Here is a 25,344-nt window from a genome sequence, read left to right on the forward strand (position 1 = left end):
GACCTGGCCGATCCCGGCCGATGCTTGATGAACCGGAAAAATGTGATCCGCACACTGACCGTGATCGCGGTCGTGTTGTTGCTGGGTTGGTCGTTCTTCTATTTCAGCGACGACACCCGCGGTTACAAACCCGTCGACACATCTGTGGCGATGACCCAGATCAACGACGACAACGTCAAGAGTGCGCAGATCGACGACCGTGAGCAACAGCTGCGGCTGGAGCTCAAGAACGCCACCAGCGACACCGAGAACAGCGACAAGATCCTCACCAAGTACCCGACGGGCTATGCGGTCCAGCTTTTCGACGCGCTTTCGGCCAAGAACGCCTCCATCAACACCGTGGTCAACCAGGGCAGCGTGCTGGGTTCGCTGTTGATCTACATGCTGCCGCTGCTGCTGTTGGTGGCACTGTTCGTGATGTTCTCGCGTATGCAGTCCGGCGGCCGGATGGGCTTCGGCTTCGGCAAATCGCGCGCCAAGCAGCTCTCCAAGGACATGCCGAAGACGACGTTCGCCGACGTCGCCGGCGTCGACGAGGCCGTCGAGGAGCTCTACGAGATCAAGGACTTCCTGCAGAACCCGAGCAGGTATCAGGCGTTGGGTGCCAAGATCCCCCGCGGTGTGCTGCTCTACGGCCCGCCGGGTACCGGTAAGACGCTGCTGGCGCGCGCCGTCGCGGGTGAGGCCGGGGTGCCGTTCTTCACCATCTCCGGTTCGGACTTCGTGGAGATGTTCGTCGGCGTCGGCGCCTCCCGCGTGCGCGATCTGTTCGAACAGGCCAAACAGAACAGCCCATGCATCATCTTCGTCGATGAGATCGACGCCGTCGGCCGCCAGCGCGGCGCCGGCCTCGGCGGCGGCCACGACGAACGCGAGCAGACCCTCAACCAGCTGCTGGTCGAGATGGACGGCTTCGGCGATCGCCAGGGCGTCATCCTGATCGCGGCCACCAACCGGCCCGACATCCTCGACCCGGCGCTGCTGAGGCCGGGGCGGTTCGACCGCCAGATCCCGGTGTCCAGCCCCGACCTCGCAGGCAGGCGGGCGGTGCTGAAGGTGCACTCCCAGGGCAAGCCCATCGCCCCCGACGCCGATCTCGACGGGCTGGCCAAGCGCACCGTCGGCATGTCGGGCGCCGACCTGGCCAACGTCATCAACGAGGCCGCCCTGCTGACCGCCCGCGAGAACGGCACCGTCATCACCGGCGCCGCGCTGGAGGAGGCGGTGGACCGGGTCGTCGGCGGACCGCGCCGCAAGAGCCGGATCATCAGCGAGCACGAAAAGAAGATCACCGCCTACCACGAGGGCGGTCACACGCTGGCCGCCTGGGCGATGCCCGACATCGAACCCATCTACAAGGTGACGATCCTGGCCCGCGGCCGCACCGGCGGCCACGCCGTCGCGGTGCCCGAGGACGACAAGGGCCTGATGACCCGCTCGGAGATGATCGCGCGGCTGGTGTTCGCGATGGGCGGGCGCGCCGCCGAGGAGCTGGTGTTCCGCGAGCCCACCACCGGTGCCGTGTCCGACATCGAGCAGGCCACCAAGATCGCCCGTGCGATGGTCACCGAGTACGGCATGAGCTCCAAACTCGGTGCGGTGCGCTACGGCACCGAGCACGGCGATCCGTTCCTGGGCCGCACCATGGGTACCCAGGCCGACTACAGCCACGAGGTCGCCCAGATCATCGACGACGAGGTGCGCAAGCTGATCGAGGCCGCGCACACCGAAGCCTGGGAGATCCTCACCGAGTACCGCGACGTGCTGGACATCCTCGCCGGTGAGTTGCTGGAGAAGGAGACGCTGCACCGCGCCGAGCTGGAGGCGATCTTCGGCGAGGTCAAGAAGCGGCCCCGGCTGACCATGTTCGACGACTTCGGCGGGCGCATCCCCTCCGACAAACCGCCGATCAAGACGCCGGGCGAGCTCGCCATCGAGCGCGGCGAACCGTGGCCCAAGCCGGTGCCCGAACCAGCCTTCAAGGCCGCGATCGCACAGGCCTCCAGGGCGGCCGAGGCGGCCCGTCAGAACGGCTCCAATGGCGCCGGCGGCCCCAACAGCAACCGCGCTCCCGCCCCCGCCAGCACGCAGCCCGACTACGGCGCCCCTGCCGGTTGGCACGCCCCCGGATGGCCGCCGCAGCCCTCACCCGGTCAGCAGCCCCCGCAGGGCGGCTACTGGTATCCGCCGGCCCCGCACCCGTCGGGGTGGCATTCGCCACCGCCCTATCCGCCGTATCAGCCCTACCCGCAGCCGGGATACCGGCCGCCCCAGGGTGATGCCAACCCGCCGGACGAGCCGGGTCAGGACGACGGCCGTTCGCCAGGCCGGTCAACTCCGCCCGCACACGGCTGATCGCGAACGGAGGCCACGATGATGCGGTCGCACCGCCAGTCGGCCACGCTCGGCAGCCCGGTCTTCGATCAACAGCGCGCCGAGGCGGCGGTCCGTGAGCTCCTGATCGCGGTCGGCGAGGATCCGGACCGGCACGGCCTGACCGAGACCCCGGCGCGGGTTGCGCGCGCCTACCGGGAGATTTTCGCCGGGCTGTACACCGATCCGGATTCGGTGCTGGACACCACCTTCGACGAGCAGCATGACGAACTGGTGCTGGTCAAGGAGATCCCGCTGTACTCGACGTGCGAGCACCATCTGGTCTCGTTCCACGGTGCGGCACATGTCGGCTACATTCCCGGCTCCGACGGCCGGGTGACCGGACTGTCCAAGATCGCTCGCCTGGTGGACCTCTACGCCAAGCGGCCCCAGGTTCAGGAACGGCTGACCACCCAGATCGCGGATGCGTTGATGCGCAAACTCGATCCGCGCGGGGTGATCGTGGTGATCGAGGCCGAGCACCTGTGCATGGCCATGCGGGGTGTGCGCAAACCCGGCGCGATCACGACGACGTCCGCCGTGCGCGGGCAGTTCAAGCACGACGCCGCGTCGCGCGCCGAGGCGCTGGACCTGATCTTGCGAAAGTGAACCGACCCGGCCTGTCGTTCCCGTCGGCTGCCCGTGTGTGCGTGATGGGGATCGTGAACGTCACGGACGACTCGTTCTCCGACGGCGGCCTGTTCCTCGACCGCGAACGCTCGGTGGAACACGGGATGGCGCTGGCGGCCCAGGGTGCGTCGATCGTCGACGTCGGCGGCGAGTCGACGCGGCCAGGTGCGGTCCGGATCGATCCGAGAGTGGAGATCGCCCGCGTCACGCCGGTGATCAAAGAGCTTGCCGCACAAGGGATCACGGTCAGTATCGACACCATGCACGCCGAGGTGGCCAGTTCCGCGCTGGAGAACGGGGCGCAGATCGTCAACGACGTGTCCGGTGGTCGCGCCGACCCGAACATGGCCGCGGTGGTCGCCGACGCCAAGGTGCCGTGGGTGCTCATGCACTGGCGATCGGTCTGCGCCGCCCGCCCGCACGACGCTCCGACGTACGCCGACGTGGTCGCCGAGGTGCGCGCCGAGCTGTTGGCAGGCGTGGACGCCGCGGTCGCCGCGGGCGTCGATCCCGGCACGCTGATCATCGACCCCGGTCTGGGTTTCGCCAAGACGGCACAACACAATTGGGCGCTGCTGCACGCACTGCCCGAGTTCGTCGCGATGGGTATGCCCGTGCTGGTCGGCGCGTCGCGCAAACGCTTCCTGGGCTCCCTGCTCGCGGGCGAGGACGGCGAGCCGCGGCCGCCTGCGGGACGGGAGACGGCGACGGCGGTGATCTCGGCCCTTGCGGCTCTGCACGGCGCGTGGGGAGTTCGGGTGCACGACGTGCGCGCCTCCGTCGACGCGCTCAAGGTCGTCCAGGCCTGGGGTGCGGGCAGAGGCCGGGCAGCCGGCGATGGCTGATCGGATCGAACTGCGGGGCTTGACCGTGCGCGGCCATCACGGCGTGTTCGAGCACGAACGTCGGGACGGCCAGGACTTCGTCGTCGACATCACCGTGTGGATCGACCTGGTGGCCGCCGCGGCCAGCGACGATCTCGGCGACACGGTCGACTACGGTGAGCTCGCCCGCCGCGCCGCCGGGGTGGTGGCCGGACCGCCGAGGAATCTCATCGAGACCGTGGCCGCCGAGATCGCCGACGACGTGATGGGTGACCAGCGCATTCACGCGGTAGAGGTCGTCGTGCACAAACCCGACGCGCCGATTCCGCTGACGTTCGCAGACGTCGCCGTGGTGGCCCGGCGGTCCCGGCGCGGCGGGCCACCACCGCACGGCCGGGGCGGCGCGGCGTGAGGAGCCGGACGTGACGCGGGTGGTGCTGTCGATCGGTTCGAACCTGGGCGACCGGCTGCTGCGGCTGCAATCGGTGCTCGATGCGCTTGGCGGTGCGGTGTGCGCCGTCTCGCCGGTATACGAAACCGACGCATGGGGCGGCGTCGAGCAGGGGCCGTACCTCAACGCGGTGCTGATCGCCGACGATCCCGCCCTCGACTGCCGCGGCTGGCTGCACTGTGCCCACGAGCTGGAGCGTGCCGCCAACCGGGTCCGCGCCCAGCGCTGGGGCCCACGCACCCTGGACGTGGACCTGGTCACCTGCCACGTGGGCACGACGGAGATCATCTCGGCCGACCCCGACCTGACGCTCCCGCACCCGCTGGCTCACCTGCGGGCGTTCGTGCTGGTCCCGTGGCAGGCGATCGACCCCGTGGCGGCGCTGACCGTGACGGGCCGAAGCAGGCCGATCACCTGTCTGCTGGAGGAACTCGACCCCGCCGAGCGCGCCGGGGTCCGACCGACCGATTGGGTGCTGACCCGCATCTGCGAGCCCGGCATCTGATGGGACCCACCCGCAAACGTGACCTGACGGCCGCGGCGGTGGCGGCCGCGGTCGCCGGCTACCTGCTGGCCGTGCTTCTCTATCCGGGGGCCTACCCGCCGATCACGATATGGACCGGCCTGTCGCTGCTCGGTGTCGCGATCGCGGAGGCGAGCTGGGCCGTCTACGTCAGGGCCAGGATCGCGGGCGGCGAGATCGGAGTCGGCGGCGGGCGGCTGCACCCGCTCGCGGTGGCCCGGTCGCTGACGATCGCCAAGGCTTCCGCATGGGCGGGTGCGTTGGTGTTCGGATGGTGGATCGGGCTGGCGGCCTACCTGTTGCCGAGGCGGGGTGTGCTGCGGGTGGCGGGCGAGGACGCCGCGGGTGTACTGGTCGCGGCGGCGTGTGCGCTGGCGCTGGCCGTCGCGGCGCTATGGCTGCAGCATTGCTGCAAGTCGCCGCCCGAGCCACCCGACAACGGCGCGTCAGAATGAGCAAGCCGCGGCGGAATGAGCAAGCCGCGGCGGTGTGAACAACAGGAAAAATGCCGGCGGCCGAATCGCCGTGGTGGTCGACACGATCAATGACCTGTGACGGGTACAGTCGGCCCATGACCGTTCTGTCCCGCGGCGCCCGGGGTCGGCGCAGCGGCCGCAGGCCGGGTTGGCTGCTGTTGACGGTGTTGCTGGTCCTGGCCATTGCGGCGAGTTCCGCGCTGGTGTTCACCAATCGCGTGGAACTGCTGAAACTCGCCGTCGTTCTCGCGCTGTGGGCGGCGGTGGTGGCGGCGTTCGTCTCCGTCATCTATCGCAGGCAGAGTGACGCCGACCAGGCCAAGGTGCGCGATCTGAAGTTGGTCTACGACCTGCAGCTCGACCGTGAGATATCGGCACGGCGCGAGTACGAACTGACCGTCGAGACCCAGTTGCGCCGCGAGCTGGCATCGGAGTTCCGCGCACAGTCCGCCGACGAGGTCGCCGCGCTTCGCGCCGAGCTGGCCGCGCTGCGAACCAACCTGGAGATCCTGTTCGACACGGATCTGGGCAACCGGCCCGCCATCGAGACCGACCGGACCACGGTGCACGCGTACAGCGATTGGGCCGCTGACCAGGAGACCACCGGCCGGGTCAGCAGCAGCCGCATCGATGCCGAGTTCCGCGATGACGCCGACGACATCGACGTGCGCACGGAGGAAAGTCCGATCATCGACGTGCCGGCTGAGCCGCAGCCCGCCGACGCGGACTGGGGGGCACCCGCCGGGTTCGGCGGCGCGCACCGCAGGCCGTCGGAGGTGGAGCCGGAGGAGCACCGGGGCCGTCGTCACCGGGTGGGCGATTTCGGGCGGTTGCCCGACCAGCCGACCTGGGCTCCGCAGTCCGAACAGCAGCCCGCCGAACCCGAGGGTTTGCAGGGACTGCACCTGAACGCCGACCTGGACACGCCGCCCGCCGGGTGGCGGCCTGCCCCGGCTGAGGGGCAGTGGATTCCGGCGGGCGCGCCGGGTAGCAACTGGCTCTCGCCGGTTGCGGAGAACGGCTCGGCCGCCGATTACGTGGGCAGGCGGCGGGCGCCTGATGAGGCCGACGCTGAGTTTGACGAGGTCGTACCCGCAGCGGAAGACGAGACCGAGCAGGAAGCGCAGGATCAGGCGGCCGCCGAGGTCGGTGCCACCGAAGACGCTGACATCATTGACGAGGTTTCTGAATTCGCTGAAGACGCTGACGACGCCGAGGACGCTGAGGACGCCGAGGACGCCGAGGACGACGCGGTCGGGGAGATCGACGAGGCCGCCTACGTCGCCGAAGACGTCGGGGAAGCCGCTGAGGCCGACGAGGCCGAAGATGTTGAGGGAGTCGGCGAGGACGAGGCCGGTGAGGCCGAGGAGGAATACGCGGACGTCGAGGAGGTCCCGGCAGAGGAAGACGAGGACGAGGAGGACGAGGAGGACGCCGCCCGGCACCGCACCGCCGAGGACGAGGAGTCCGAGGGCCACCACACCGGCGGGCATTCGGTCGCCGAGTTGCTGGCCCGCCTCCAGGCGACCCCCTCGGGCGGTGGGCGTCGCCGCCGTCGTGACGAGTGAGCTAGTCTCGTATCGACCGTCCGGTACCCGCCACGCGGGACTGGAACGAAACGAACCCACGACATCCTGCGAGGTCGCCTGCGATGGAGCAGTCCGCCCCCAGCGGAAATCACCCCCACGATGGACTGCGTCCCGCCCGGCTCTCGGTCGGCGTCATCTCCGCCGGCCGGGTCGGAACGGCGCTCGGCGTCGCGCTGGAGCGTGCCGACCACGTCGTCGTGGCCTGCAGCGCGATCTCGCACGCATCGCGGCGGCGGGCGGAGAACCGCCTTCCCGATACCGCCGTGTTGCCGGTGGACGCGGTGGCCAACCGCGCCGAACTGCTGCTGCTGGCGGTGCCGGACTCCGAACTTGCCGGGCTGGTGGCCGGGCTCGCCGCCACCGAAGCGGTGCGTCCGGGCACCATCGTGGCGCACACCTCCGGAGCCAATGGCGTCGCAATCCTCGCACCGCTGAGCGAAGGTGGCTGCATCCCCCTGGCGATACATCCCGCGATGACGTTCACCGGCTCCGACGAGGACATCGCCCGGCTGCCGGGCACGTGCTTCGGCGTCACCGCGGCCGATGAGACCGGATACGCGATCGCGCAGTCGCTGGTGCTGGAGATCGGTGGCGAGCCGTTCCGCGTCCGCGAAGACGCCAGGACGCTCTACCACGCGGCGCTGGCCCACGCGGGCAATCACGTCACCACCGTCATCCTCGACGCCCTCGAAGCGTTGCGCGCGGCGCTGTGGGGTCAGGAACTGCTCGGCCAGGAACTGGTCGGGGATGCCCCCGGGGGCCTTGCCGAGAGAGTGATCGCGCCGCTGGCGCGGGCATCTCTGGAGAATGCGCTGCAACGGGGTCAGGCGGCGCTGACCGGGCCGGTGGCCCGTGGTGACGCGCAAGCGATCGCGGGTCACCTGCGGGCGCTGTCAGAGGTGGATCCCCAACTCGCCCAGGCGTATCGGGTGTGCTCGCTGCGGACCGCGCAACGGGCCCACGCATCCGACGATGTCCTCGCGGTCCTCACGGAAGCGAATAGGCCATGAGCATGCGCAAACCGCCCAGATTCACCCCCGGGGAGCTGGATGTCTACACCCGCCCGCGCGATATGTCCGACGTGTCCCGGGCCCTGCGCACCACCGGGCGCAGGGTGACGCTGGTGCCCACCATGGGCGCCTTGCACGACGGGCACCTGGCGCTCGTTCGCGCCGCCAAACGCGTCCAGGGTGCCGTCGTCGTGGTGTCGATCTTCGTCAACCCGTTGCAGTTCGGTGCCGGAGAGGATCTGGAAGCCTATCCGCGCACCCTCGACGACGATCTCGCCGCGCTACGCGCCGAAGGGGTCGACATCGCGTTCACGCCGACGGCCTCCGATGTCTACCCGGACGGTATGCGGACCACCGTGCACCCGGGGCCGCTTGGGCTCGAACTCGAAGGTGCCTCCCGGCCAGGGCATTTCGCCGGAGTTCTCACCGTGGTGATGAAGCTGCTGCAGATCGTGCGGCCGGACCGCGCGTTCTTCGGGGAGAAGGACTACCAGCAGCTGGTACTGATCCGGCAGATGGTCGCCGACCTCGACGTGGACGTCCAGATCGTCGGTGTGCCGATCGTGCGGGAAGCCGACGGGCTTGCCCTGTCGTCGCGCAACCGCTACCTCGACGAGGTCGAACGGGAGCAGGCCGGCGCGCTGTCGGCGGCGCTGCTGGCCGCGATGTACGCCGCGTCCGGAGGTGCCGCCGCGGCGCTGGACGCCGCACGCGCCGTGCTCGACGAGGTGCCCGCGATCGACGTCGACTACCTGCAGATCCGGGATGCCGGGCTCGGACCCGAACCGGCGGAGGGTATGGCGCGCCTGCTCGTGGCGGCCCGGCTGGGCCGCACCAGACTGCTGGACAACATCGCCATCGACATCGGCGCAACCGCGGGCACCGACGGACACCCCCGGGTCGGGGTGTACGAGAGCCACGAACTTCCATGGAGGAACTGATGCAGCGGACAATGTTGAAGTCGAAGATCCACCGTGCGACGGTGACCCACGCCGACCTGCACTATGTCGGATCGGTGACCATCGACGCCGATCTGATGGAGGCCGCCGACCTGCTGGAGGGTGAACAGGTCACCATCGTCGACATCGACAACGGCGCCCGGTTGGTCACCTATGCCATCATCGGCGAGCGCGGCACCGGCGTCATCGGGATCAACGGGGCCGCAGCGCATCTGGTGCATCCCGGCGATCTGGTGATCCTGATCGCCTACGCCACGATGGAGGACGCCGAGGCGCGCTCCTACCGGCCAAGGGTGGTGTTCGTCGATGACGCCAACAAGCAGATCGATCTCAGCGACGATCCCGCCCGCGTGCCCGATGACGCCATCGGCCTGCTCTCGCCGCGGTAGTTACCGTGCTCCTCGCGATCGACGTCCGCAATACCCACACCGTCGTCGGGCTCATCTCCGGATCGGGAGATCACGCGAAGGTGGTGCAGCACTGGCGGATTCGCACCGAATCCGAGGTCACCGCCGACGAGCTGGCGCTGACCATCGACGGGCTGATCGGTGACGACGCCGAACGGCTGACCGGTGCGACGGGGCTGTCCACCGTTCCCTCGGTGCTGCACGAGGTCCGGTTGATGCTCGACCAGTACTGGCCGTCGGTTCCGCATGTGCTGATCGAACCTGGCGTGCGCACCGGCATCCCGCTGCTGGTGGACAACCCGAAAGAAGTCGGGGCGGACCGGATCGTGAACTGTTTGTCGGCCTACCACAAGTTCGGCAGGGCGGCGATCGTCGTCGACTTCGGATCGTCGATCTGCGTCGACGTGGTTTCGGCCAAGGGCGAGTTTCTCGGCGGTGCGATCGCGCCGGGCGTGCAGGTGTCCTCCGACGCGGCGGCGGCCCGGTCGGCGGCCCTGCGCCGGGTGGAGCTCACCCGGCCCCGATCAGTGGTGGGAAAGAACACCGTCGAGTGCATGCAGGCGGGGGCGGTGTTCGGATTCGCCGGTCTGGTGGACGGATTGGTGAACCGGGTGCGTGAGGACGTCGACGGGTTCGGCGGCAACGATGTGGCGGTGGTGGCCACCGGCCACACCGCGCCGCTGGTGCTCCCCGATCTGCGCACGGTCGAGCATTACGACCGGCATCTCACCCTTGACGGGCTGCGGCTGGTGTTCGAGCGCAACCGCGACGGTCAACGCGGCCGCCTCAAACCCGCCCGCTGAAGTCCCCCGCGGGCAAAGAGTCACAGCCCGGCGGCGGCGTGGTGGTACACGTCGTTCCACCGCAGTTCACGGCTGAAGCCGCGCAACGTCGTCTCGGCGTCGATCACCAGCAGCTCGGTGCCGGTCATCGTGGCGAAATCGTCGATGGTCTCCGTCGCCACCGCGGTGCTCAGCACCGTGTGATGCGGCGCGCCCGCCATCAGCCACGCCTCGGTGGAGACCGACCAGGTCGGACGGGGTTCCCACACCGCGCAGGCGACGGGAAGCCGGGGCAGCGCGGCGGTGGGCTCGACGACCCGTACCTCGTTGGCCACCAACCGGAATCGGCTGCCCATATCGCTGATACCCAGGATCACGGCCTCGCCGGGGGCTGCGGTGAACCGCAACCGCACGGGGTCTTCGCGATCGCCGATCGACAGCGGGTGGACTTCGAGCGCCGGCACACCGTCGGCGATCGACGGACACACCTCGAGCATGTGGGCACCCAGCACGCGTTCGGCGCCGGGGGTCAGGTCGTAGGTGTAGTCCTCCATGAAGGACGTGCCGCCGGGCAGGCCCTCGCCCATCACCTTGACCGCGCGCAACATCACCGCGGTCTTCCAGTCCCCTTCGCCGCCGAAGCCGTAACCGTCGGCCATCAGCCGCTGTACCGCAAGCCCTGGCAGTTGCCGCAGGCCGCCAAGGTCCTCGAAGTTGGTGGTGAACGCGTGAAAACCACCGTGTTCCAGAAACTTCCGTAGACCCGCCTCGATCTGCGCTCCGTGCCGCAGTGAGCTGTGCCGCTCGCCGCCCGGCCGCAGTTCGGGTGCGACCCGGAAGGCGTTGTCGTACTCGCGGATCAGCTTGTCGATCTCGGCCGGCGTCACCCGCTCGACGACGTCGACGAGTTCGTTGACCGAATACGTGTTGACCGAGACGCCGAAGTGCGACTCCGCCTCGACCTTGTCACCCTCGGTGACGGCGACGTTGCGCATGTTGTCGCCGAAGCGCGCGACCCGCAGGTTCGACACCTCGGCCCTGGCGAGCGCGGCCCGCGCCCATGAACCGATGCGCTGCCGGGTCCGTTTGTCCTCGGCGTGCCCGGCCACCGTCTTGCGGGGGGTGGACAGCCGGGACTGGATGTAACCGAATTCGCGGTCGCCGTGCGCGGCCTGGTTGAGGTTCATGAAGTCCATGTCGATGGTGTCCCACGGCAACTCGATGCCGAATTGGGTGTGCAGGTGCAGCAGTGGCTTCTGCAGTGCGCGCAGCCCGCGGATCCACATCTTGGCAGGCGAGAAGGTGTGCATCCAGGCGATCAGGCCGACGCACTGCGGGCTGTTGTTCGCCTCCCGGATCACGTTCTCGATGTTGTCGGATGTGACAACCACTGGGATCCAATGGATCTGGACCGGAATCTCGGCGGACAAGTCCAGCCGTTCGGCGATCTCGCGGGACTGGGCGGCGACCTGCTCCAGCGTTTCCGGCCCGTACATCGATTGGCTGCCGGTCAGGAACCACACCTGGCTGTCCACAATTCGTGAGTCGATCATCGTCATCATCTTTCTTCGAGGGTGGTCGACGCCTGGCCGTAGACGTTCTGGTATCGGTCGAACAGCCGCGAGATGTCGCGGCGTTCGATGCGGTCGGGGTCGCCCAGCTGCCTACTGATGTGGACGGTACGGGCGACGTCTTCGACCATCACGGCGGCCTTCACCGCCGAGCGGGCGTCCTTGCCGACGGTGAACGGTCCGTGATTGCGCATCAGCACTGCCGGAGACCTGCTGCCGCGCAACGCCTCCACGATGCCGCGCCCGATGGAGTCGTCGCCGATCAGGGCGAACGGGCCGACGGGCACGTCGCCGCCGAATTCGTCGGCGATCATCGTGAGCACACATGGGATCGGCTCACCCCTGGCCGCCCAGGCGGTGGCATAGGTGGAGTGGGTGTGCACCACGCCGCCCACCTCCGGCATGTGCCGGTACACGTAAGCGTGCGCCGCGGTGTCCGACGACGGCGCGAGCGCGCCGTCCACCAGGTTGCCGTCCAGGTCGCACACCACCATGTCGGCGGGGGTCAGCCGCGCGTAGTCCACGCCGGACGGCTTGATCACCATCAGGTCGTGCCCGGGCACCCGTGCCGACACGTTCCCCGCCGTCCAGATCACCAGCTGATAGCGGGTCAGGTGGTCATGCAGTTCGCAGACCTCGTGGCGCAGTTCGTCGACGACCGCGCTGATGTCGGAGGTGACGGTCATCGCGAGGCTCCCGCGACGGCTGGGGCGCCGATCTCGCGCAGTGCGCGCATCATCCGGTGCTCCCGTCCGAACCATTCGTGCAGGCGGACGTACTCGGCGTACAGCTCGTCGTACCGTGCCACGCTCTCCGGAATCGGGGTGTACGCGTTGCGGGTTCGGCCGCCCATCTGTTTGGCCGCCGCGGGCACGTCGTGGTAGCAGCCGGCTGCCGCGGCCGCGTGGATGGCCGAGCCGAGCGCGGGTGCCTGTGCCGAATTCACCGTGGAGAGCGGCAATCCCACCACGTCGGCATAGATCTGCATGAGGAGGGGGTTCTTGAGCAGACCGCCCGCGACCACCAGCTCCACCACGGGTACCCCGCTGTTGTTGAAGGTCTCGACGATCATGCGGGTGCCGTAGGCGGTCGCCTCCAGCAGTGCCCGGTACATGTCGACGCAGGTGGTGGCCAGGGTCTGGCCGACCATCACGCCGGACAGCTGGTGGTCGACCAGCACCGACCGGTTGCCGCTGTGCCAGTCCAGCGCCACCAGCCCGTGCTGTCCGACACTCTGTTCGGCGGCCAGCTCCGACAGCAGTTCGTGGGTGGTGATTCCGCGTTGCCTGGCCTGCTGCTCGAACCGGGCGGGCACGCAGTTGTTGACGAACCAGGAGAAGATGTCGCCGACACCGGACTGGCCTGCCTCATATCCCCAGTAGCCGGTGACGATGCCGCCGTCGACAACCCCACACATACCGGGGACTTCTTGCAGAACATCGGAATTCATCACATGGCAGGTCGATGTGCCCATGATGGCCAACAGCTGGCCCGGTTGCAGCGAGTTCGCCGCGGCGGCCGTCACGTGCGCGTCGACGTTGCCGACCGCGACGGGCACGCCCACCGACAGACCCGTCCAGCGCGATGCCTCCTCCGTCAGCTGCCCGGCGGCCTGACCGAGGTGGCCGACGGGGTGGGCGAGTTTCGATTCGACGAAATCGGCGAAGCCGGGATTCACCGCCGACAGAAAGTCGCGGCTCGGGTAGCGCCCGTCCTGCAGGATGCCCTTGTACCCGGCGCTGCACGCGTTGCGCACGTAGGTGCCGCACAACTGCCAGACGATCCAGTCCGCGCCTTCCACCCAGCAATCGATCGCTGCGTAGACCTCGGGATCCTCCTCGAGGATCTCCAGTGCCTTGGCGAATTCCCACTCGGTGGAGATGAAGCCGCCGTAGCGTTTCAGCCACGGTTCGCCGCGTTCGGCGGCCACGGCGTTGATCCGGTCGGCCTGTGATTGCGGTGAATGATGGCGCCACAACTTGGCGTAGGCGTGTGGCCGATCGCTGAACTGGCGCAGCTCGCACAGGGGAGTGCCGTCCGAGCGCACCGGCACCATCGTGCACGCGGTGAAGTCGGTGCCGACGCCGACCACGTCGCCGGGATCGATGCCGGCACGGCGGATCGCCTCGGGGACGGCGTTGCGCAGCACGTTGCGGTAGTCCTCGGGCACCTGCAGCGCCCACTCGGCGCCCAGCTTGACGTCCCCGCCGGGCAGTGTCCGGGTCAGCACGGCGTGCTCGTAAACGTGTTCGGCACTGGACAATTCGAGTCCGTCATCGACCCTTACCACCACTGCCCTGCCGGACAGTGTGCCGAAATCTATTCCTATGGTGTATTTCTCGCTGTTCATATCTTCCTCAACTTGCGTGGGGACGGGTGCTGTCGCGGACGATGAGCTCGGGTGCCAGCAACGGAGTTGCCGAAGGGACACCGTCGAGTACCGCGGTGAGCAGGTCGATCGCACGCTGACCGACTGCGCGGAAATCCTGACGGACGGTGGTCAGGGCGGGATTGAGATACGCGGCTTCGGGGATGTCGTCGAACCCGACCACGCTGATGTCCTCCGGCACCGAGATACCCGCCTGCGCGAACGCGTGCAGCATCCCGATGGTCATCTGGTCGTTGGCGGCGAAGACCGCCGAGAAGTCCCGTCTGGCAACCAGTTCGAGGCCGATCTCGTAGCCCCTGGCCGGACTCCAGTCGCCTTCGAGGTCGGTTCGCACGGACAGCCCCGCGCTGCGCATCACCTCGATGTAGCCGCTGCGCCTGGCGCGTGCCTCCGTCCAGGTGAGCGGACCGCAGACGTGCACGATGTCGCGGTGCCCGAGGTCGATCAGGTGGCGGGTGGCCAGCCGTGCACCTTCGGTCTGGTCGACGCCGACGCTCAGTCCGCGGCCCGACAGTTCACCCTCGACGACGATCAGGGGGGTGGTGGTCGCCTCGGCGCGGACCACGGCGAGCGCATCCTGCTGCGTGACGATCATGATGATCGCTTCGACCGACTGGCGGCTCAGATAGTCCAGCGCACCGCGCAGTTCGTCGTGGGTCACCGCGGCCAGCGTCACCAGGCTGGTGAAATAGCCTGCGGTGCGCGCCGCCTCCTGAACCGAGTATTGGATGCTGGCGGGACCGTAGAGCGCGGTGTTGCTGCCGATGATCCCGATGGTCTTGGACTTCTTGGTGACCAGTGCGCGGGCGGCGGTGTTGGGGTGGTAGCCGAGGTCGGCGATCGCGCGCTCGACGCGGGCCCGTGTCTCGGGCCGGATGCTCTCGGCGCCGTTGATGACCCGCGACACGGTCTGGTGTGACACACCGGCCAGGCGGGCGACATCGGCCATGACGGGCCTGCGCGGCGGGTTCGGTTCGCTGGTCATTTGTCGCTCCTCACGAGGATTCGCTGCACCAGCACGAAGATGAGCAGCAGGATGCCGGTCATGATCCTGGTCCAGTAGGAGTCCAGGTTCTCAGCGGTGACGAACACCTGGATGGTGCCAAGGACGAGTACCCCGATCAGCGATCCGAGCACGAATCCCACTCCGCCGGAAAGCAGCACACCGCCGATCACCGCGGCGGCGATGGCGTCGAGTTCCAGCCCGACACCGTTGAGGCTGTACCCCGACAGCTTCTGGACACCGAGCAGCAGGCCGGCAAGGGCCGCGCAGAAGCCGCTGATCACGTACACCGACACCCGCGCACCGCGCGCCTGCAGCCCCATCAGCTGGGCCGACTGGCGGTTGCCGCCGATCGCGTAAACGGTTCTGCCGAAACGGGTCTGGTGCAGGACGTATACCGCCACCACCACGACGGTCAGCGCGATGACCACGGTCCAGCGGATGAATTTGTCGGCGTACAGGTACAGGTAGTTCAGGCCGAGGGAACGCAGCAGAGGGTCCTTGATGGGCAGCGTCTCGACACTGATGACGTAGCACAGGCCGCGGGCCAGGAACATGCCCGCCAGGGTCACGATGAACGGCTGCACATCGAAGTACTCGATCACCGCGCCCATCATCAGCCCGAGTAGGGGCCCGACCACCAGGACCGTCGCGATGGCTAAGGGTGCGGGCCAACCGGACTGCAGGGCCTTCGCGAGGATGACCGTCGACAGCGCCACCACCGAACCGACGCTGAGGTCGATGCCGCCGGTGAGGATCACGAAGGTCATCCCGACCGCCAGCACGATCAGATACGAGTTGTCGACGAACAGGTTCAGGAAAACCTGGTCCGGATTGGCGAAGTCGTAGCGCGCGATGACGGCGCAGAACAACACCACGAACAACGCGAGCGACGCCATGGGCGACAGGTAGCGCCCGCGCACCCGCGCCGCCGCGGCGGGGGTGCTGAACGTGGACCGGTGCAGTGTCTGGGTACTCACGATGCGCCTACCTTGTCGGTCCCTGCCGGACCGGATGTGGGGCTCAAGACCCGCTCAGACGGATTTCGAGGAGCGTCGGCGGATTGCCCGGGGGCCGATCGCGGTTCCGACGGGGGCGCTGTGCCGCGCCTGCGCCTTGTCAGTTGGCGGAACTTGGGCGCCTGCAGCAGGCAGACCGCGATCACCACCACCGCCTTGAACACCAGCGTGGTCTCCGGGGTGATCCCCGCCGTATAGACCGTGGTGGTCAGTGTCTGGATGATCAGGGCGCCGAGGATGGTTCCGGTGAGGCTGAACCGTCCGCCCAGGAGCGACGTGCCGCCGATCACCACGGCCAGGATCGCGTCCATCTCGATCCACAGACCGGCGTTGTTGGCGTCGGCAGCGGAGATGTTGGAGGCGATCATCAGTCCTGCGATACCTGCGCACAGGGCGCAGAACACGTACACCGCGAACACGATCGTGCGGTAGCGAACACCGGCCAGCCGGCTCGCCGCGGGGTTGATCCCCACCGATTCCAGCAGCATGCCCAGCGCACTTCGCCGGGTGATGAGCCCGACCGCGGCGAACACCGCCAGGCTCACCAGGATCGCGACCGGTAGCCCGAACACGTAACCCGCACCGAGGGCCTTGAACGGATCGCTGGTGACCGTGACGATCTGGCCGCCGGTGATCAGCAGCGCGATGCCGCGGCCGGCCGTCATCAACACCAGTGTCGCGATGATCGGCTGAATCCCGAAGACGGACACCAGCACGCCGTTCCACAGCCCGAGCAGTACCGCGGCTCCGAGCGCGATGGCCATCGCGGACACGATGGTCGGCAAGCCGGCGGGGTCGGTGGACGCGGCGATGTGGGCGCAGGCCAGGGCGCCCGAGATCGCCACCACCGCGCCTACCGACAGGTCGATGCCGCGCGACGCGACGACCAAGGTCATGCCCAGCGCGACGAGCATGGTCGGGGCGCCGTTGCGCAGGATGTCGATGACGCTGCCGTACAGATGGCCGTCCTCGACCCGCACGCTCAGGAAGTTCGGCGTCAGAGCGGTGTTGAACGCGAGCAGCAGGACGAGGGCCAGTGCCGGCCAGATCAGCGCAGAGGCGGTCAGGCGACGCATCATCGTTGACCTCCTGCGCCCGCTGGGCCGGATTGCGGGCTCGCGCCCGCTGGGCCGGATTGCGGGCTCGCGCCCGCGATGAGATTCGTGAGGTCCGAAACCCCACACCCCCCGGCTATCTGGGCCACGTTGTACCCGTCGCGCAGCACCGCGATGCGGTCACTGATGCGCGCGACCTCATCGAGTTCGGCCGAGATGAACAGGACGCCCATGCCGTCGGCGGCGAGGTCGGCGACCAGCTTCTGGATCTGCGCCTTGGCCCCGACGTCGATGCCGCGGGTTGGTTCGTCGAGAATGAACAGCCGCGGCTCGGTGATCAGCCACCGGGCCAACAGCACCTTCTGCTGGTTGCCGCCGCTGAGATTCTTGATGAGGACATCGGGGTTGCGCGGCCGGATGTCCAGCATCTCCATATACCGTTGCACAAGCACGTCTTTGGCTCTGTTGGACAACGGGCGGACGAATCCGCGCCTGGCCTGCAGCGCCAGCACCAGATTGTCACGGACGCTGAGCTCCCCGACGATCCCCTCACCCTTGCGGTTCTCCGAGGTGAAGGCGAACCGCTTGGCGACCGCCGCACGCGGTGAGCGCATCCTCGCAGCAACGCCGTCGACGGTGATGTGACCGCTGGTGGCGCGGTCGGCTCCGAACAGCAGACGCGCGAACTCCGTTCGCCCCGAACCGAGGAGCCCGGCCAGACCCACCACCTCGCCCGAGAAGATGTCGAGGTTCATCGGCTGGATCCGCGGCTTGCGGCCGGTGTCGACCGCGCGGACGATCGGCGGCACGCTGTCATCGCGGTGGGCGCCCGGGGAGGTGTCGGCGATCTCGTCGAGCAGGTCGACCTCGCGGCCGAGCATCGCGGCGACCAACTGGTGGTGCGTGAGATCGGCGGTTCGGTATTCGTCGACGAGGCGGCCGTTGCGAAGCACGGTCATCCGGTCGGAGATCTCGTAGACCTGATCGAGGAAGTGGGAGACGAACAGCACAGCGGTACCGCCGCTGCGCAGCCGTCGGATCACCCGGAACAGCTCGGTGACCTCGTCGGCGTCGAGGCTGGAGGTCGGCTCGTCGAGGATCAGCACGCGGGCGGAGACCGCGGTGGCCCTGGCGATCGCGACGAGTTGCTGCACGGCGATCGGATGGCTGCCCAGCGTCGAGCGCGGATCGATGTCCAGTTCCAGATGCGACAACAGCTCCCGGGCAACACGATTGAGCTCCCGGTAGTGAATGCGGCCGAACCTGCGTGGCTCACGGCCGAGCAGGATGTTCTCTGCGACCGTGAGGTTGGGGCACAGGTTGACCTCTTGGTACACCGTGCTGATGCCGGCTTCCTGCGCCTGCCGCGGCCCGGTGAACCGGCGCGGCGTGCCTTCGACCGTGATCGAGCCACCGTCGACCTCGTAGACGCCCGTGAGCGCCTTGATCAGTGTCGACTTGCCCGCCCCGTTCTCACCCATCAAGGCGTGCACCTCACCGGGGAATAACCGGAAGTCGACGTCGTCGAGAGCCTTGACGCCCGGGAAGGCGATGCTGATGCCACGAAGCTGCACCACCGGAGCGATGGCAGGCGTGAGGGTGGAAGTCATCAGATGTCGCTTTCATGTTTAGTGACTTGGTATTTCGAGCGCCGGCCCGGACGGGCGTCGGGATGTCACCGCCCGTCGGGACGGCGCTCGATGTCGCTGCAGGTCAGTACTTGCGGTCGGGCAGAGCCGCGATCGCCTGCTGCTGGTCGAAGGTCTGATCGGGAACGACGACGCGCGGTGGTACCGGTTCACCCGCCACGACCTTCTTGGCCAGATCCATCAGTTGCGGCCCCAGCAACGGGTTGCATTCCACGAGGTAGGAGAACCGGCCGTCGGCGAGGGCCTGCATGCCATCATGCGTCGCGTCCACCGCGACGATCTTGATGTCCTGCCCAGGTTTGTACCCGGCCGCCTCGATGGCCTCGACCGCGCCGAGCCCCATGTCGTCGTTCTGCGCGAACACGACGTCGATATCCGGGTTGGCCTTGAGGAAGGCCTCCATCACCTGCTTACCGCCGGACCGTGTGAAATCTCCAGTCTGCGAGGCGATCACCTTGAGATTCGGGTTCGCGCTGATCGCCTCGGCGAAGCCCTTGCTCCGATCGAGCGCGGGATCGGCTCCCGTTGTCCCCTCGAGTTCGACGATGTTGACCTGACCGGGTGCGGTGGCGAACTGCTGCACCACCCACTCCCCGGCGCGGCGGCCCTCGTCGACGAAATCGGCACCGACGAACGTCTTGTAGACATCGGTCTCCTCGGTGTCCACGGCGCGATCCGTGAGGATCACCGGGATGCCGGCATTCTTCGCCTCCAACAGCACTGCGTCCCATCCGGTTCGCACGACGGGGCTGAACGCGATCACGTCGACGTGCTGCTGGATGAACGAGCGGATCGCCGAAATCTGGTTCTCCTGCTTACCGTTGGCGTCGGAGAACTTCAGGTCGATACCCGCTGCGGCCGCTGCGTCCTGGATGGACTTGGTATTTGCGGTGCGCCAACCGCTTTCGGCGCCCACCTGGGAGAAGCCCATGGTGATGGTGCCGTCATCGGAACCGCCGCCCGGCGCTGGACCGCTACCGCATGCGGTCAATGCCGCCGCGACCATCGTTCCAAGCGCCGCTGCAAGGATTTTCTTCACCGCGTGCCCTCACTGTCTCGAATGGGGTCGGTCCGCTCGCGGGTCGTGTACGGGTGCTGGCCGCTCGTCGCCGGAGAGTGTGACCGGGGTTACAGGGCGTTGATGTTAACGCTAACAATCGTAAGCTGTCAACGGTCGTCGGTGATTGCGCCGATCCGAGACTACGGGCACCGGACCCGTCGGTCATATTCAATGAAGCCGCAGTTAAATGCCATGGAACCGGTCATGTGTTGACAATCACGTGAGGCCCATCACATACTGACGCCGCACAATGTTAACGCTCACATGTTGGTATCTGGACCGCTCGGTCCGATGACGTTTTCCGGTCAGCCGACATCGGGTGCGCAAAGTCAGGAGGATCTTGTGCGGAAATTCATGTGGGTCGCCACGCTGGCGACAGTGCTGATCACCCTGCTGCTCACCGGGTGTGGACGGGAGACCGGCGCCGGGGCAGGCGCAGCCGGTGCCGAGGGCGGTGACAAGGGCACCATCGGCATCGCCATGCCCACCAAGGCGTCGGAGCGCTGGGTGGCCGACGGCCAGAACATGGTGGATCAGTTTCAGGCGCTGGGCTACCAGACCGATCTGCAGTACGGCGACGACGTGGTGCAGAACCAGGTGTCGCAGATCGAGAACATGATCACCAAGGGGGTGAAGTTGCTGGTGATCGCGCCCATCGACGGGTCGTCGCTGACCAACACCCTGCAACATGCCGCGGATATGAACATCCCGGTGATCAGCTACGACCGCCTGATCAAGGGCACGCCCAACGTCGACTACTACGCCACTTTCGACAACTTCAAGGTCGGTGTTCTGCAGGGCTCGTACATCGTCGACAAGCTCGGCCTCGAGCAGGGCAAGGGGCCGTTCAGCATCGAACTGTTCGCCGGCTCGCCCGACGACAACAACTCCACGTACTTCTTCCAGGGCGCGATGAGTGTGCTTCAGCCCTACATCGACAAGGGCAGCCTCGTCGTCAAAAGCGGTCAGATGTCGTTCGACCAGGTCGGCACGCTCCGGTGGGACGGCGGGCTGGCACAGTCCAGGATGGACAACCTGCTCAGCCAGGCCTACACCACCGCACGGGTCGACGCGGTGCTGTCACCCTACGACGGGATCTCCCGCGGCGTCATCTCGGCGCTGAAGAGTTCCGGGTATGGCAATTCGGCCAAGCCGCTACCGATCGTTACCGGCCAGGACGCGGAGTTGGCCTCGGTGAAGTCGATCGTGGCCGGTGAGCAGACGCAGACGGTGTTCAAGGACACCAGGGAGCTGGCGGGGGCCGCCGTCCAGGAAGCCGACGCGGTTCTGACCGGTGGCACGCCGGAGGTCAACGACACCAAGACCTACGACAACGGCGCCAAGATCGTGCCGTCCTACCTGCTCGATCCGGTCAGCGTGGACAAGTCGAACTACCAGAAGGTGTTGGTGGACTCCGGCTACTACTCCGAGTCCGAGATCAGCTGATCGGCGCGACGATGACCACAACATTGCTCGAGATGCGCGGCATCACCAAGCAGTTCCCCGGAGTGAAGGCCCTGTCGGAGGTGGATCTGACGGTCCGGCGTGGTGAGATCCACGCGATCTGCGGGGAGAACGGCGCAGGCAAGTCGACGCTGATGAAAGTCCTCAGCGGGGTGTATCCCCATGGCAGCTACGACGGCGAGATCCTGCTCGACGGGTCAGGCTGTGAGTTCAAGGACATCCGCGGCAGCGAGCGGGCGGGCATCGTCATCATCCACCAGGAGCTCGCGCTGGTGCCGTATCTGTCGATTGCCGAAAACCTTTATCTGGGAAACGAACTCGCGCGGGGCGGGGTGATCAGCTGGGACCGAACGCTCAGCGAGGCCCGTGCCCTGCTCGAGAGGGTGGGCCTGCGGGAGAGCCCGCAGACACGTGTCGCCGACATCGGAGTGGGCAAGCAGCAGCTTGTCGAGATCGCCAAGGCACTGGCCAAGGATGTTCGCCTGCTTATCCTCGACGAGCCGACGGCCGCGCTCAACGACTCCGACAGCCGCCACCTGCTCGATCTCATCGTCGACCTCCGAGAGCACGGCATCACCAGCATCATCATCTCGCACAAGCTCAACGAGGTGACCAGGGTGGCCGACTCGATCACCGTGTTGCGTGACGGCAGGACCATCGAGACGCTCGCCGTGAACGACGACCTCACCGAGGATCGCATCGTCCGGGGCATGGTGGGCCGCGATCTCACCCAGCGCTTCCCGCCGCGGCCCGAGCGCGAGATCGGCGATGTTGCGTTCGCCGTGGCGAACTGGACCGTGCTGCATCCGATCGATCAGCACCGAAAGGTCGTCGACGACGTGTCCGTCGACGTACGCGCCGGCGAGATCGTCGGCATCGCCGGGTTGATGGGAGCGGGCCGAACTGAACTCGCGATGAGTGTCTTCGGCCGTACCTACGGAAAGTACTCCGGCGGAACGGTTTACAAACAAGGACTCGAGATCAGCACCAGGTCCGTACCGGAGGCGATCAGGAACGGGATCGCGTATGCCACCGAGGATCGAAAGCACCTGGGGCTGAACCTGATGGACAGCATCGCCCAGAGCATCACCCTTCCGTCGCTGCGAAAGGTGAGTCGCAGAAGGGTGATCAACGCGCACGACGAGGCCCGCGTCGCCGAGCAATACCGTAACTCGATGCGCATCAAGGCGCCCTCGGCGAGTGTCGTGACCGGCAAGCTGTCCGGCGGAAACCAGCAGAAGGTCGTACTCAGCAAGTGGCTGTTCACCGACCCCGATGTGCTGATCCTCGACGAGCCGACCCGCGGCATCGATGTCGGCGCCAAATACGAGATCTACACGATCATCAATGAACTCGCGGCGCGCGGCAAGGCAGTCATTGTCATCTCGTCGGAACTTCCTGAGCTGCTTGGTCTTTGCGACCGGATCTACACACTCAACGAAGGTCGGCTCACCGGTGAGGTGGCCAGGGCGGATGCCACCCAGGAGACCTTGATGCGATACATGATGAAGGGACGAACACAGTGACCACCACCGTCGAACAGACATCCGAGAACCCTGTCGCACCGGGTACGCCGAACGGCGTTCCGCCGCAACATCCCTCGCTGTGGAGCAGGACCAGCGCCTTCCTTTTGGCACATGTGCGTCAGTCGGGCATGGTGGTCGCGCTCTGCGCCATCGTGCTGCTGTTCCAGGTGTGGACCAGTGGCATCCTGCTCAAGCCGCTCAACGTCACCAACATCATTCAGCAGAATGGCTACATCCTGGTGCTCGCGATCGGCATGGTGATCGTGATCATCTCCGGCCACATCGACCTGTCGGTCGGGTCGATAGCCGGTTTCATCGGCGCGATGTCGGGGGTGCTGATGGTCAGCCACGGCATGCCGTGGCCGGTCGGCGTCGTGCTGTGTATTGCCATGGGCGCGTTGATCGGTGCGTGGCAGGGCTTCTGGATCGCCTATGTCGGCATCCCGTCCTTCATCGTCACCCTGGGCGGCATGTTGGTTTTCCGCGGCGCCACCCAGTATCTGCTGGAGGGTCAGTCGATTGCGCCGATGCCGCATGGTCTCGAACAGGTCAGCAGTGGATTCCTGCCCGAGATCGGTGTGAACAGCGTGTACCACTGGCCGACGGTGATCCTCGGCGCCGTGATGATGGTCGCCGCACTGTTGACCCAGATCCGGCGCAGGCGGTCCCAGATCCGGTACGGCCAGGAGGTTCTGGCCACACCGTTGTTCATCGGCAAGTGCGCGGCGATCGTCGCGGCGCTGGCGGTGGTGACCCTGTTGCTCGCAAGCTACCGCGGTGTGCCGATCGTCGGCATCATCCTGGTGGTGCTGACGCTGGTGTACGCCTTCGTCATGCGTAACACGGTGCTCGGCCGTCAGGTGTATGCCGTGGGTGGCAACGCCGCCGCGGCGCAGCTGTCGGGCATCCGCAACAAGCGGATCACGATGCTCGTCTTCGTGAACATGGGTGCGCTGGCTGCGGTCGCGGGACTGCTGTTCGCGGCGCGACTGAACTCCGCAACGCCGCAGGCGGGCATCAACTTCGAGCTCGAGGCGATCGCGGCGGCTTTCATCGGCGGCGCCTCGTCGAGCGGTGGCGTCGGGACCGTTCTCGGTGCGATCGTCGGCGGACTGGTGCTCGGCGTGCTCAACAACGGAATGTCGATCCTGGGTATCGGCAGTGACGTCCAGCAGGTGATCAAGGGCCTGGTGCTGCTGGCCGCGGTCGGGTTCGACGTGTACAACCGGCGCAAGGGCGGCAGGTGACCGGCCGCATCAGAAGAACGTCCTGATCAGCTCGACCACGCGATTGTCGTGGTCGAGCATCGGGATCATCGCCCACTTGTCGAAGACGGTGCACGGGTGTGAGATGCCGAACTGCAGCCAGGTTCCGACCTCGGCGGCATCTCGGTCCTCGGGGCCGAGTCGCAGGTAGGCGTGCTGATCGTTGAGTTTGGTGACCTGCCCGGAGAGCCCGTAGGGGATCGGTAGGTCCTGGTCGAACGACACGTCGCGCCGGCCCATCGCCACCAGCGCGAGATCGGGTTCGGGACGTGAGATCACCTGCGCCCACACGCTCAGTGCCGGGCGCAGGTGCGACGAACCGGTCAGCCCGGTTCTGGCCAGCGGCGACGTGCGCCGGTACAGCCCGTCGTCGTGGGTCAGGTAGCACCCGCTGCGCAACACCGTGCGGACGGACATGCCCTGGGGCCACTCACCGCCGAGCGCGTCGGCGACCTCATCGAAATACGTGCTCCCCCCGGCGGTCACGATCACGTGCTCGGTCTCGAACAGTCCGGCAAGGCGGACCGCGGTGGCCCGCAGCTCGGCGAGATATCCCCCGACCCGGGCAAGCGCATCCGGTGTCACGTCGTGGCCGAGCGCCGCCTCGTAGCCGGCCACCCCGACCAGCCGCAGCTGTGGCGAGGCAGCCGCCGCGCGGGCCACCGCATCGCTGGCCGCCGCTGCCCGGCAGCCGGTCCGTCCGCCGGGCATGCCGACCTCGACACACACGTCCACCGGGCGCGCCGCGCCGGCGGCCGACAGCGCGGTCGACATCAGCTCCACTCCCCGGATGGAATCGACCCAGCAGACGAGGTCGAACAAGGGATCGCGCGCCATCTCATCGGCCAGCCACCGCAATCCGGCGGGATCTACCAGCTCGTTGGCGAGTATCACGTCGCGGACCCCGAACGCCCGCAAAGTGCGGACCTGACTGATGGTCGCCGCCGTGATGGCGGTCGCGCCCGCACCGAGCTGCCGTTCGATGAGCTGCGGCGCCATATGCGTCTTGCCATGCGGGGCGAGCTCCACCCGGTGCTTGCGACACCAGCGCGCCATGGTGCTGAGGTTATGCGCGAGGGCACTGGCGTGTAGCACGCACACCGGGGACACCGGCCCGTCGTCGAACAGGCCGGGGGATCGGTGACAGATCTGCGCCGGGGTCGATCCCCACCACGAGGCGGGCAGGCCTTTGAAGCGCCAATCGATCGGTTCGTCCGCTAGCGCGGAAACGCTTGCGGCGTCAAGTCCGAGGGACATTCGTTCATTTAAGCTGGCACCTCGTGATATCAGCCGATAACGGCGGCGGGCCGCCGAATGTT

The 25,344-nt window shown here is 67.3% G+C and carries 23 protein-coding genes; 14 read left to right on the forward strand and 9 right to left on the reverse strand.

The features are described from left to right. The first annotated feature begins 27 nt into the window (after positions 1-27). The 11 genes from ftsH to ADBZ6K_RS05220 all read left to right on the forward strand — a co-directional run bounded on the left by ftsH (position 28) and on the right by ADBZ6K_RS05220 (position 10,045). The gene (ftsH, locus tag ADBZ6K_RS05170) at positions 28-2,355 is read left to right on the forward strand and encodes an ATP-dependent zinc metalloprotease FtsH (RefSeq protein ID WP_526344763.1); all 2,328 of its coding nucleotides are present in this window, start codon (positions 28-30) and stop codon (positions 2,353-2,355) included. Between the two features lie 18 nt (positions 2,356-2,373). After that, a complete protein-coding gene (gene folE, locus ADBZ6K_RS05175; protein WP_526344764.1) occupies positions 2,374-2,982 on the forward strand; it encodes a GTP cyclohydrolase I FolE in 609 nt (202 codons plus the stop codon). Positions 2,983-3,026: 44 nt separating this feature from the next. Further along, complete coding sequence (gene folP / locus ADBZ6K_RS05180) at positions 3,027-3,848, forward strand: dihydropteroate synthase (protein WP_526344896.1); 822 nt, start codon at positions 3,027-3,029, stop codon at positions 3,846-3,848. Then, positions 3,841-4,239: a dihydroneopterin aldolase gene (gene folB, locus ADBZ6K_RS05185; RefSeq protein WP_526344765.1), complete on the forward strand. Its 399-nt coding sequence runs from the start codon at positions 3,841-3,843 to the stop codon at positions 4,237-4,239. The genes folP and folB overlap by 8 nt, the downstream gene beginning before the upstream one ends. A 10-nt stretch (positions 4,240-4,249) precedes the next feature. After that, a complete protein-coding gene (gene folK, locus ADBZ6K_RS05190; protein ID WP_526344766.1) occupies positions 4,250-4,783 on the forward strand; it encodes a 2-amino-4-hydroxy-6-hydroxymethyldihydropteridine diphosphokinase in 534 nt (177 codons plus the stop codon). Next, positions 4,783-5,256 (forward strand): DUF3180 family protein, encoded by a 474-nt coding sequence (locus ADBZ6K_RS05195; protein WP_526344767.1) that lies wholly within the window; start codon positions 4,783-4,785, stop codon positions 5,254-5,256. Before folK ends, ADBZ6K_RS05195 begins: the two co-directional genes overlap by 1 nt. Positions 5,257-5,372: 116 nt before the next feature. After that, positions 5,373-6,845, forward strand: a complete 1,473-nt coding sequence (locus ADBZ6K_RS05200; protein ID WP_526344768.1) for a DUF6779 domain-containing protein — start codon at positions 5,373-5,375, stop codon at positions 6,843-6,845. Between the two features lie 83 nt (positions 6,846-6,928). After that, complete coding sequence (locus ADBZ6K_RS05205; RefSeq protein WP_526344769.1) at positions 6,929-7,876, forward strand: Rossmann-like and DUF2520 domain-containing protein; 948 nt, start codon at positions 6,929-6,931, stop codon at positions 7,874-7,876. After that, positions 7,873-8,817 (forward strand): pantoate--beta-alanine ligase, encoded by a 945-nt coding sequence (gene panC / locus ADBZ6K_RS05210; RefSeq protein ID WP_526344770.1) that lies wholly within the window; start codon positions 7,873-7,875, stop codon positions 8,815-8,817. The genes ADBZ6K_RS05205 and panC overlap by 4 nt, the downstream gene beginning before the upstream one ends. Continuing rightward, positions 8,817-9,224, forward strand: coding sequence for an aspartate 1-decarboxylase (gene panD / locus ADBZ6K_RS05215; RefSeq protein WP_526344771.1), 408 nt, complete (start codon positions 8,817-8,819; stop codon positions 9,222-9,224). The genes panC and panD overlap by 1 nt, the downstream gene beginning before the upstream one ends. A 5-nt stretch (positions 9,225-9,229) precedes the next feature. Continuing rightward, the gene (locus tag ADBZ6K_RS05220; RefSeq protein WP_526344772.1) at positions 9,230-10,045 is read left to right on the forward strand and encodes a type III pantothenate kinase; all 816 of its coding nucleotides are present in this window, start codon (positions 9,230-9,232) and stop codon (positions 10,043-10,045) included. 20 nt (positions 10,046-10,065) lie between these two features. Here ADBZ6K_RS05220 and araA read toward each other — a convergent pair whose 3' ends face one another. The 8 genes from araA to ADBZ6K_RS05260 all read right to left on the reverse strand — a co-directional run bounded on the left by araA (position 10,066) and on the right by ADBZ6K_RS05260 (position 19,749). After that, positions 10,066-11,577, reverse strand: coding sequence for an L-arabinose isomerase (gene araA / locus ADBZ6K_RS05225; RefSeq protein WP_526344773.1), 1,512 nt, complete (start codon positions 11,575-11,577; stop codon positions 10,066-10,068). Positions 11,578-11,582: 5 nt separating this feature from the next. Continuing rightward, positions 11,583-12,281: a class II aldolase/adducin family protein gene (locus ADBZ6K_RS05230; RefSeq protein WP_526344774.1), complete on the reverse strand. Its 699-nt coding sequence runs from the start codon at positions 12,279-12,281 to the stop codon at positions 11,583-11,585. Further along, positions 12,278-13,945, reverse strand: coding sequence for a ribulokinase (gene araB, locus ADBZ6K_RS05235; RefSeq protein ID WP_526344775.1), 1,668 nt, complete (start codon positions 13,943-13,945; stop codon positions 12,278-12,280). Before araB ends, ADBZ6K_RS05230 begins: the two co-directional genes overlap by 4 nt. Positions 13,946-13,952: 7 nt before the next feature. After that, positions 13,953-14,969: a LacI family DNA-binding transcriptional regulator gene (locus tag ADBZ6K_RS05240; protein WP_526344776.1), complete on the reverse strand. Its 1,017-nt coding sequence runs from the start codon at positions 14,967-14,969 to the stop codon at positions 13,953-13,955. Beyond that, positions 14,966-15,967, reverse strand: coding sequence for an ABC transporter permease (locus ADBZ6K_RS05245; protein ID WP_526344777.1), 1,002 nt, complete (start codon positions 15,965-15,967; stop codon positions 14,966-14,968). Before ADBZ6K_RS05245 ends, ADBZ6K_RS05240 begins: the two co-directional genes overlap by 4 nt. Then, positions 15,964-17,085: an ABC transporter permease gene (locus ADBZ6K_RS05250; protein ID WP_526344778.1), complete on the reverse strand. Its 1,122-nt coding sequence runs from the start codon at positions 17,083-17,085 to the stop codon at positions 15,964-15,966. The genes ADBZ6K_RS05245 and ADBZ6K_RS05250 overlap by 4 nt, the downstream gene beginning before the upstream one ends. Beyond that, positions 17,082-18,671: a sugar ABC transporter ATP-binding protein gene (locus tag ADBZ6K_RS05255; protein WP_526344779.1), complete on the reverse strand. Its 1,590-nt coding sequence runs from the start codon at positions 18,669-18,671 to the stop codon at positions 17,082-17,084. The genes ADBZ6K_RS05250 and ADBZ6K_RS05255 overlap by 4 nt, the downstream gene beginning before the upstream one ends. Before the next feature lie 103 nt (positions 18,672-18,774). Continuing rightward, positions 18,775-19,749 carry an ABC transporter substrate-binding protein gene (locus ADBZ6K_RS05260; protein WP_526344780.1) on the reverse strand — a complete coding sequence of 325 codons (975 nt, stop codon included), beginning with the start codon at positions 19,747-19,749 and terminating at the stop codon, positions 18,775-18,777. Positions 19,750-20,112: 363 nt separating this feature from the next. Here ADBZ6K_RS05260 and chvE point away from each other — a divergent pair, with 363 nt between their 5' ends. The 3 genes from chvE to mmsB are packed head-to-tail and all read left to right on the forward strand — an operon-like array spanning position 20,113 to position 24,007. Then, entirely contained in the window at positions 20,113-21,216 is a 1,104-nt protein-coding gene (chvE, locus tag ADBZ6K_RS05265) for a multiple monosaccharide ABC transporter substrate-binding protein (RefSeq protein ID WP_526344781.1), read from the forward strand. 11 nt (positions 21,217-21,227) lie between these two features. Continuing rightward, complete coding sequence (gene mmsA, locus ADBZ6K_RS05270; protein ID WP_526344782.1) at positions 21,228-22,760, forward strand: multiple monosaccharide ABC transporter ATP-binding protein; 1,533 nt, start codon at positions 21,228-21,230, stop codon at positions 22,758-22,760. Next, positions 22,757-24,007, forward strand: a complete 1,251-nt coding sequence (gene mmsB / locus ADBZ6K_RS05275) for a multiple monosaccharide ABC transporter permease (protein ID WP_526344783.1) — start codon at positions 22,757-22,759, stop codon at positions 24,005-24,007. The genes mmsA and mmsB overlap by 4 nt, the downstream gene beginning before the upstream one ends. Before the next feature lie 9 nt (positions 24,008-24,016). Here the strand turns inward: mmsB and ADBZ6K_RS05280 are convergent, their stop codons facing one another. Further along, positions 24,017-25,282 carry an alanine racemase gene (locus tag ADBZ6K_RS05280; protein WP_526344784.1) on the reverse strand — a complete coding sequence of 422 codons (1,266 nt, stop codon included), beginning with the start codon at positions 25,280-25,282 and terminating at the stop codon, positions 24,017-24,019. Positions 25,283-25,344: the final 62 nt, after the last annotated feature.

Source organism: Mycobacterium sp. (assembly GCF_044223235.1).
Taxonomy (GTDB): domain Bacteria; phylum Actinomycetota; class Actinomycetes; order Mycobacteriales; family Mycobacteriaceae; genus Mycobacterium.